The following is a 9305-nucleotide window of genomic DNA, read 5'->3' as shown; positions in this document are numbered from 1 at the left end:
ACCACCAAAAGGGCGGCACCCCCCCACACCCCCCTCCCCCTAGGAAAAACAGGGAGGCACCCCCCCCCCCCCCCCCCCCCCCCCCACTTCTCTGCGGGGTCGGGTGCGTGGGGTCGGGAGGCTCAGTGGGACTCGAGGTCGAGGAGGAATCGTTTGCGGTCGGGGTGCGCGCCGTACTGGCCCGGTGATCCGTCGGACCGCACCACACGATGGACCGGGACGATGATGGAGAAGGGCGTGACGCGGCAGGCGGTGCCGACCGCTCTGGCCGCTCCGGGGTGGCCGGCGAGGATTGCGACCTCCCCATAGCTCATGGTCTGCCCCCACTCGATCTCGCAGATGGTCTGCAGCGCTCGCCGCGCGAAGCCGTCCGTGAGTCGCCAGTCGATGCGCAGGTGCGTGTCGAACCGCACCGGATCGCCGTCGAAGTAGTCGAGGAGCAGCTGCGCCAGTTCGTCGGCGGCGCCGGGGGCAGGGGCGGGAACGGCGCCCAGCTGCCGGGACACCCCCTCCAGCAGCCAGGGGACGCTCGGGTCTTCCGACTCGGAGAGGTCGAAGCGCACGATGCCCTCGTCGGAGAACACGGCGAGGGCATCGCCGAACGGCGTCGGGGCGAAGTCGTAGCGGAAGGTCATGGCACCATCCTGGTGGGCGCGGCCGATGAGGACGATGCTGCGCTCGTCGCGTTTCACGGACCGTGGAGAACCTGAGCCGAGGCCTTGGCGGGGGAGGGAGGGTGAACGCCGGACGGACGCGCGGATTTTCGGCGGAAACCCGCCAGGGATACCGGCCTCCGGCGGTCGCGCGCCTAGGGTGTGAGTGTGTGGCGACGTGAAGGGAAGTCTGCGGACGGCACGGCGGCGGAGACCGCTGTGCCTCTCGGCGACCTCCACGAGACCTCGACCGGCGTGGACATCGCGCATGCCGCCGAGGCCGAGCGGACGAGGCTGAAGGCGGAGGCGGCTGATCTCGGAGGTCCCTCCCCGCTCACCAGTTTCCGTGACGGGCCGGAGTCCGGCATCGACATCTCCAAGGCCCACCCCGGCAGCCTCCCGCAGTTCATCACCGGCAAGTCCACGCTGCTGTCCAATCTCTTCCGCGACGAGGTGGGACTGCGCACCGCCCGACTCGCGGCCGAGCGCATCACCGCGAAGAACACCGAGCTGCGCACGGTCCGTGGCATCGAGGCCGTGCACCTGGCGGTCGGTGTCGCGCGATGGCGGATCGGTGGCGCGTGGTTCGCCGCGCCCGTGCTGCTGCGGCCGCTCGCGATCCGCCGTCACCATACCGACTTCGAGCTCAAGCTCCAGGGCGCCTTCGAGGTGAACCCCGAGCTCGTGCGCATCGCGAGGGAGCACTTCGGTCTCACGATCGATGCCGATGCCCTCGCTGCTCTCGCGTACGACGGCGGCATCTTCAAGCCGCAGCCGGTGATCGACAGTCTCCGCGCGCTCACGCGATCGATCGACACCTTCTCCGTCGAGCCGCGCCTCGTCGTATCGACCTTCGCCGACGTCGGTTCCGCCATGTCCCGCGATGGCGCAACCCTCGACCACACCGTGCTCAACGCGCTCGGCGGCCACGTCGGGGATCGCGAACAGCTCGCTGCGCCCCGGGCGGTGCCGCATCACACGGGCCCGGACGATCGTGCCCCCGCGTCGGACAACCTTCTTCTGGATGCCGACGCCGAACAGGAGGCGGTGCTCGCACGCATCGCGGCCGGGCACTCGTTGACCGTGGCGACGCTTCCGGGGACCGGGGGCACGCAGACCGTCATCAACGCTATGGGCGAGCTGGTCCGGGCGGGCAAGCGCGTGCTCGTGGTGTCAGCGCGACGGTCCACTCTCGACGGCGTGCGCCACCGTCTCGCCGGCATCGGGCTGGACAGCCTCGCGGTGTCGCCCGCCAGCGTGCGACGCGACCTCGTGAAGGCGATCGGCCGCAACGAGAAGGCGACGGCGCCGAAGGTGAGCGAGGTCGACGACGCACTCGTCCGGCTCCGCACTGTGCTGCGCGACTACCGTGAGGCACTGACGTCACCCGTGCCGGGGCTCGACGCCTCGGTCCTCGACGCCACGCGCCATCTCACCCGCCTCGCCTCCCTTCCGGTTCCGCCCTCGACCACAGCGAGGCTGGGGATCGACGCGCTCCGGCGACTCGCCGCCGATCGGACGGACGCAGCCGAGGCCCTCGCGCACGCGGCTCGTCTCGGCGAGTTCCGCGTCGGGCCCAACGACTCTCCCTGGTACGGCGTCACGTTCGCCAGCACCGAGGCCGCCCGTGCCGCACACGAGCTCGCCGGACGACTGCACGCGACGAGCGTCCCGGCCCTCCTGGAGCGCGGCTACGAGCTGATCGCACAGACGCATATGCGCCCCTTCGCCACGATCGACGAGCTCGGCGAGTACCTCCGCCTGCTGCAGGGCATCCGCGACACGCTCGATCGCTTCAGCCCGACCGTGTTCGAGCGTCCGCTCGGCGAGCTCATCCAGGCGCACGGCTCACGACGCGATGCGCCGGGGATGTCCGGCGCGAACCGTCGTCGGCTGCGACGGCTGGCGAAGGAGTACGTGCGTCCGGGTGTGCACGTGACCGAGATGCACGAGGCGCTGCTGCGCATCCAGACGCAGCGCACGCAGTGGCAGCGCTATGTCGATGCGGGCGTCGCTCCGGAGATCCCGCTCGGGCTCGCCGACGTCTACGTGGCCTGGCAGCGGGTCGAGGCGGAGCTGGCGGAACTGGATGCGGCCCTGGGGCGCCGTGAGCCTCTGTCCTCCCTCCCGGTCGCGCGGCTGGTGCGGATGCTGGCGGGTCTCGCGGCGAAGTCCGAGGTGTTCGAGAACCTCGTGGAGCGCGCGCAGCTGCGCGACAAGCTGGCTCTCCTCGGGCTGGAGCCGCTGCTCACTGAGCTCTCGGTGCGACATGTGTCCGAGGCCCAGGTGGGGGAGGAGCTCGAGTTCGCGTGGTGGCAGTCGCTGCTGGAGCGGGCGCTGCAGGACAACCGGTCCCTGCTGGGTGCGAACACGGCCGTCGTCGACCGGCTCGAGCGCGACTTCCGGCTTGTGGACGAGGCGCATGCGGCGATGGCGGGACCGTTGCTGGCGTGGCAGCTGGCCAACCAGTGGCGTATCGCGATCGTCGACGAGCCGCAGCAGTCGCAGCATCTGCGCCGTGCGCTGACCCAGCCGTCGACCACGACCGCGGAGGTCGTGAGCGCGGCGCCGACCCTGGTCGACGTGCTCGCCCCGGTGTGGATCTCGTCGCCGTACCTCGTGCCGGAGATCCCTGACTCGGTGGAGTTCGACACCGTGCTGCTGGTCGACGCCGCTGCCATCAATCTCGCGGAGGCCGCCCCGGCGATCCGTCGCGCGCGCCAGGTGGTTGCGTTCGGTGATCCGGTGACACAGCGGCCCACGCCGTTCCACATCGCCGTCGATCCGTCCGAGGAGTGGGAGGCCGAGGTCCCGTTCGACGAGGTGTCGGTCTTCGAGCGCCTGTCCGAGCTGCTGCCCGTGATGACCCTCACCCGGAGCTATCGCGCGGGTGGTGAGGACCTCGCGGAGCTCATCAACGACGCGTTCTACGGCGGGGAGATCGTCTCCCTCCCGTGGGCCGGGTCCTATCTCGGCCGAGGCAGCCTCACGGTCGACTACGTGGAGGGGGGAACGGGCACTCCCGACCCCGTCTCCGGAGCGGTCGAGAGCCCGGACGCCGAGGTCGCGCGGGTGGTCACGCTCGTGGTGGAGCATGCCGTCCACCGTCCCGCCGAGTCGCTCATGGTCGTCACGGCGAGCACGCGCCACGCCGAGCGGGTGCGCGCGGCGGTGACCTCCGCGTTCGCCGGCCGCTCGGATGTCGCTGACTTCGTGGGCCGTGACACCGCCGAACCGTTCGCGGTCCTGACGCTCGAGGAGTCGGTGGCGGAGAGCCGCGACCGCGTGATCTTCTCGCTCGGATTCGGTCTGACCAAGCACGGACGGGTGCTCAGCGACTTCGGCGACCTGTCGACCCCGGACGGCGAGCGTCTGCTCACCGTGGGCATGACCAGGGCGCGCCGGTCGATGGTCCTGGTGTCGTCGATTCGGCCGTCGGCGTTCGACGACGGTCGGCTGGAGCACGGCGCCGCCACCCTCATGTCGATCCTGGGCGGTCTGGCCGCGCGCGCGCGTGACGCACGTCTGGAGGATCTCGCCGATCCGCTGACGCTGGCACTTGCGCGGGAACTGCGACGACTCGGAGCCTCGGTCGACGTGGACTACCGGGGACTGCTTCCGCTCGTAGCGCAGCATCGGGGCAAGGCGGTCGTGATCGAGTCCGACCCGGAGTCGCGCGGCGAATCGTTGCGCGAGACGCTGCGCCTGCGCCCGCACGTGCTCCGCCGCCTCGGGTGGCACTATGTGCGCGTGCACGCGTTCGACCTGTACAGCGACCCGCGCACCGTGGCGACGCGCATCGCGTCCGTGCTCGGCATCGCGGAGTCGACGGCTCGGGCCGAGAACGACACGCAGCCCATCGACCTCGGCGACCGCGGGCGTGAGTGACAGCGGCGACGCGGAGCCTCGGCAGCGCGTGGTTCGGGTGCCCGGGGCTCGCCGGGCCCGGTTGACACCGGTTCCCGGGAGCGACACGGCCCCTGAGGCGGCGACCACCGCGACCGGCGACGAACGCCGGACCGCTCCCGCGGGCGCCAAGGGCCCGAACGACGAGCAACTCCTGCGCGACGTGCCGCCGCACTACTGACACGGCAGTGCCCTGCACAAGAAAGACGCACGGCCCTCGGGAGGACCGTGCGTCGTGAGTTCTGTGCCGCGTGGGGGCGCGGCCCGGTGTCAGGCGCCGCGCTGCTGCTTCTGCAGCAGGTCGCGGATCTCCGCGAGGAGTTCGGTCTCGCTGGCCTGGGCGGCCTCCTCGACGACCGGGTTCTTCTTCGCGCGACGCTCCTTGTAGATGTTCATCGGCATCACGAAGGCGAAGTACACCACGATGGCGACCGCGAGGAAGCTGATGACCGCGGTGATCAGGTCACCGATCGGGAAGGTGACCTCCTGCCCGTACAGGCCGGTGATCTTCGGGCCGAACTTCCCCGCTGCGTCCGCGACGAAGAACAGCGACACCAGCGGATTGATGATGCTGGCGACGATCGCGTTGACGACGGCGGTGAACGCACCGCCGATCACGACGGCGACCGCGAGGTCGATGACGTTGCCGCGCAGAATGAACTCTTTGAATCCCTTGATCACGGGAAACCCCCAAATATCGTGCGACCTCAGTTCGAGGCCGGGGTCGATGCGGCGGTCGTTTTGGCCCCCGTCGTCGAACCCGCCTTCGATGATGCCGAACCCGTCGCGGATGTGCCACTTCCGGCACGCGAGTCCGTGCGGTAGAAGCCGGAGCCGTTGAAGGTCACACCGATGGAGCCGTACTGCTTGCGCAGCGGGCCGCCGCACTCGGGGCAGACCGTGAGCGCGTCGTCGGAGAAGCTCTGGACAGCGTCGAACTGGTGACCGCACGTCGTGCAGGCATAGGCGTAGGTGGGCATGGGGTCCTTGCGGTTCAGCGTCGCCGGGGCGACAGGTTCAGGGTCTGCGTCGGGGTGACGATGCCGTCCACCGGCTGATCGTGCACCTCCCGCGGCAGTGCGTCGAGTATCTCGGAATCATAGATGACGGCATACACGGGCGGGCACTTCTCCATGGAGCCGATCGTCTTGTCGAAGTAGCCGCGTCCCCAGCCCATGCGCATGCCGGAGCGGTCGACGGCGGCGGCGGGGACGATCATGAGGTCGACGTCGTTCACCGCGATCGGGCCGAGCACCTCGCCGGTCGGCTCCGGCAGTCCGTGCAGACCCTCGGCGACCTCGTCGGTGTCGTCGGCGACCGCCCAGTCGAGCAGCCCGTCGGCGCGCGTGACGGGCAGCAGCACGCGGATTCCCCGCCGCACAGCGCGGGTCACGAAGTCGCGCGTCCCGGGCTCGGTGGTGGTCGAGAGGAAGCAGGAGATCGACCGTGCGCCGAGCTCATCCACCAGCGCGTCGAGGCGTTCGCCGATCGCGTTCGCCGCCGCCTCACGCTGCGGGTCGGAGAGGAGTTGACGCCGTTCACGCAGGTCTGCCCGAAGGGCTCGCTTGGCGTGCTCGACGTCTTTCCACATGCTCCGAGTCTAGGGCGGGGCCCGGCGGTAGGCTGTGGGGATGGGTAACGAGAAGATCAAGGCCGTCATTCCCGCCGCAGGACTGGGGACCCGCTTCCTGCCAGCGACGAAGGCGATGCCGAAGGAGATGCTCCCCGTCGTGGACAAGCCGGCGATCCAGTACGTGGTCGAGGAGGCTGCCGATGCCGGCATCGAGGACATCCTGGTGATCATCGGGCGGAACAAGAACGCGATCTCCAACCACTTCGACTCGGTACCCGAACTCGAGGTCAAGCTCATGGAGAAGGGCGACACCGGTCGGCTCGAGCGCGTGATGAAGTCGAGCGATCTGGCCGACATCCACTTCGTGCGTCAAGGCGAGCCCAAGGGGCTCGGGCACGCGGTGCTGCGTGCCCGCACGCACGTCGGTGACAGTTCGTTCGCCGTGCTGCTGGGTGATGACCTGATCGACGAGCGCGACCCGCTGCTCACGGAGATGATCGCCCAGCACGAACGCACGGGCGCGGCCGTCATCGCGCTCATGGAGGTCGACCCGGACAGCATCCACATGTACGGCGCCGCTGCCGTCGAGCCGATCGAGGGATCCGACGCGGTGCGGGTCACCGGTCTCGTCGAGAAGCCCGCCAAGGAGGATGCGCCGTCGAACCTCGCGATCATCGGCCGCTACGTGCTCCCCGCGTCCGTCTTCGAGATCCTCGAGCGGACCGAGCCTGGCAAGGGCGGCGAGATCCAGCTGACCGACGCGCTGCAGGAGCTCGCGACGGCCGAGGGCGGTCCCGGCGTCGTCGGCGTGGTGTTCGGCGGGCGCCGCTACGACACGGGTGACCGTGTGGACTACATCAAGGCGATCGTGCAGCTGGCGACCGACCGCGATGATCTCGGAGCCGAGCTCCGCCCCTGGTTGAAGGACTTCGCGGAGCGCCTCTAGGCGATCGCGCGGGCGGTCGGGGTGCGGCATGGAGATGATGGCGGGGATGCGGCACGGGCCGGTTGAGCTGCGCCTGATCAGGACCAAGGACGCCAGGCCGCTTCAGCACGAGCTGCTGACGAACCGGTCGTGGCTGCAGCCGTGGGAGGCGACAGTGCCGCATGGCGCCGTGTCGTTCGACATGCGCCTCAGCATCCGGCGACTGCTTCAGCAGTACCGCGACGGCGGTGGCTATCCGTTCGTCATGGAGTGCGACGGTGAGATCGCGGGGCAGCTGAACGTGTGGGGAGTGGCGCGGGGATCCCTGTGCTCCGCGACCATCGGCTACTGGGTCAGCGAGCGGTTCGCCGGGCGGGGGATCACTCCGACCGCTGTCGCCCTCGCGACCGACGCCTGCTTTACGGAGTACGGTCTGCATCGGATGGAGATCTGCATCCGACCCGAGAACGCTGCGAGTCTCCGCGTCGTGCAGAAGCTCGGCTTCCGGTACGAGGGCCTTCGTCGCCGGTACATCCACATCGATGGCGACTGGCGCGATCATTACGCTTTCGCACTCACCCGGGAAGACGTGCCCCAGGGTGTGCTCGCCCGCTGGCTGAGCGGTCAGGTCCCGCCTGAGGCCGCGGCCGTCCCTCCTTCGGACCGCATCTCGCTCTGATCGAGTCCCATTCCGCCCGGACACACCGCGACACGCGCCCGGCTGCACGGCGGCGCCACCCCGCTGCCCTTACCGTTGTCGTTATGGACGGGCCGGTGCTGAGCGGGGGAGTGATCGTGCTCGTCGCCGTGCTCCTGTGGATGCTCTATCTCCTGCCGTCCTGGCGCGGACGCTTCCAGTACAACGCCGCGGAGCGCAACGCAGTGCGGCTGAACCAGGCCCTCCGCGTGCTGGCAGAGACCAGTGAGACGCCGAGCGAGGTGCACGTCGAGCTCAATGCACGGACGGTGCTCGCTCAGCAGAAGCTCGCGAAGCGCGTGCAGTCGCAGCGCGAGGCGGCCGAGCTCGAGGCGTTGCGCGAGCAGCTCGCTGCCACCAAGGCGGACCCGGCGGTCCGGCGTGCACGCGCGCGTCGGCGCACGCGGATGCTTGCGACGTCCACGCTTCTGCTCGGCCTCGTTGCGGCCGGGCTCGGCGTATGGCAGCTCCTTGCCGCCGGATCCTCCGTGCTCCTGTGGGTGGGCGGCGCGCTCACCCTCATCGCCGCACTGATCCTGCAGCGCATGGCGTCGGTGGCGGTACGCGCGGCTCGCCGACCCCGGGTCGCGGAGCCGGCGGAAGCGCGGCGCGTCGCTCCGGAGCTTCACGACCAGGGGCGGGCGACCTGGACGCCGCGCCCGCTTCCCGAACCGATGGTCTCGGTCACCGGCTCGCGAGCGCACCTCGCGCGTGCCGAGATGGATGCGCAGCAGGCGCGACGTGACGCCGCGCGAGGCGCCGAGCTGCGGGAGCGCGCTGAGCGCCTCGCTCCCGCTCCCCCCGTCGCGATCCCCGCACCCGCGGCGGATTCTCCGTACGCGCGGATGGGTTTCGTGGACGACGCCGAGATCGAGGCGCACGTTCGCGAGCTTCTCGCACGGCGAGCGGCCGGTTGACCGCGGCGACACGAGCACCCCGCGCATCGTGATAACGTAGAACTCGTTCACGGGCCTATGGCGCAGTTGGTAGCGCGCCTCGTTCGCATCGAGGAGGTCAGGGGTTCGAATCCCCTTAGGTCCACAACAACACATGGAGAAAGCCGCCGGGTCACCGGCGGCTTTCTTCGTCTCCGCCCGGAGCTTCCGTTCCGTCTGCAGCATCATCTCGGCGCGAATGGTTCGATGCCGCAGCAGAACGTGAGCGCGCGTCGCGGACCCGTCGGCCGGCGTCCGCTCCGCAGGATCCGAGCCGGAATCCACCGGGTGGGGTGCGACACGCCCGGGCGGATGGGGCGATTTGCCCGACCCTCGGAATCCACGTAAGTTATTACCTGTTCGCCCCAAACGGTTGAGCGGAGGTCCTCGGACCGGCTCCCGTCAAGCATCGAACACCTCCCGATTCCAGAAGAGCTCGATAGAGCAATCCGGATGAAGGTGCTGACTCGTTCCCTCGAGCAGGTCGCCGAACGGCGATTTGACAACGGAAACGAGATCGGTAAGATAGAGAAGTTGCCCTGCGGGCCTGGTTGTGATGGCTGGGTCGTGGGAGCATCCGATCCTTGAGAACTCAACAGCGTGCACTTGTCAAATG

Annotated in this window: 8 protein-coding genes and 1 tRNA gene; 5 read left to right on the top strand and 4 right to left on the bottom strand. The window is 69.5% G+C overall.

Features of this window, described 5'->3' with window-relative positions; all coding sequences use genetic code 11:
* Positions 1–122: 122 nt before the first annotated feature.
* Positions 123–635, bottom strand: a complete 513-nt coding sequence (locus ACWGQ1_RS01545; protein WP_247982008.1) for a methylated-DNA--[protein]-cysteine S-methyltransferase — start codon at positions 633–635, stop codon at positions 123–125.
* A gap of 237 nt (positions 636–872) precedes the next feature.
* On the opposite strand from ACWGQ1_RS01545, the gene ACWGQ1_RS01540 reads away from it, so the two are divergent.
* Positions 873–4541: an AAA family ATPase gene (locus tag ACWGQ1_RS01540; RefSeq protein WP_452312227.1), complete on the top strand. Its 3669-nt coding sequence runs from the start codon at positions 873–875 to the stop codon at positions 4539–4541.
* A 288-nt stretch (positions 4542–4829) separates the two neighbouring features.
* Here ACWGQ1_RS01540 and mscL read toward each other — a convergent pair whose 3' ends face one another.
* The 3 genes from mscL to ACWGQ1_RS01525 are packed head-to-tail and all read right to left on the bottom strand — an operon-like array spanning position 4830 to position 6150.
* Positions 4830–5240: a large conductance mechanosensitive channel protein MscL gene (gene mscL / locus ACWGQ1_RS01535; protein WP_452312226.1), complete on the bottom strand. Its 411-nt coding sequence runs from the start codon at positions 5238–5240 to the stop codon at positions 4830–4832.
* 26 nt (positions 5241–5266) lie between these two features.
* Positions 5267–5539, bottom strand: coding sequence for an FmdB family zinc ribbon protein (locus tag ACWGQ1_RS01530; RefSeq protein WP_136031589.1), 273 nt, complete (start codon positions 5537–5539; stop codon positions 5267–5269).
* A gap of 14 nt (positions 5540–5553) precedes the next feature.
* Positions 5554–6150 (bottom strand): 5-formyltetrahydrofolate cyclo-ligase, encoded by a 597-nt coding sequence (locus tag ACWGQ1_RS01525; protein WP_136031591.1) that lies wholly within the window; start codon positions 6148–6150, stop codon positions 5554–5556.
* A 40-nt stretch (positions 6151–6190) separates the two neighbouring features.
* Here ACWGQ1_RS01525 and galU point away from each other — a divergent pair, with 40 nt between their 5' ends.
* The 4 genes from galU to ACWGQ1_RS01505 all read left to right on the top strand — a co-directional run bounded on the left by galU (position 6191) and on the right by ACWGQ1_RS01505 (position 8795).
* Positions 6191–7078, top strand: coding sequence for a UTP--glucose-1-phosphate uridylyltransferase GalU (gene galU, locus ACWGQ1_RS01520; protein ID WP_136031593.1), 888 nt, complete (start codon positions 6191–6193; stop codon positions 7076–7078).
* Between the two features lie 46 nt (positions 7079–7124).
* Entirely contained in the window at positions 7125–7736 is a 612-nt protein-coding gene (locus ACWGQ1_RS01515; RefSeq protein WP_136031613.1) for a GNAT family N-acetyltransferase, read from the top strand.
* An 83-nt stretch (positions 7737–7819) separates the two neighbouring features.
* A complete protein-coding gene (locus ACWGQ1_RS01510) occupies positions 7820–8671 on the top strand; it encodes a hypothetical protein (protein ID WP_452312225.1) in 852 nt (283 codons plus the stop codon).
* 51 nt (positions 8672–8722) lie between these two features.
* A tRNA-Ala gene (locus ACWGQ1_RS01505) sits at positions 8723–8795 on the top strand.
* The last annotated feature ends 510 nt before the right edge of the window (positions 8796–9305 follow it).

This window comes from Microbacterium sp. NPDC055599 (assembly GCF_053618975.1).
The sequence above is the reverse complement of the archived record's forward strand: the minus strand, read 5'-3'. Positions and strand labels throughout refer to the sequence as shown.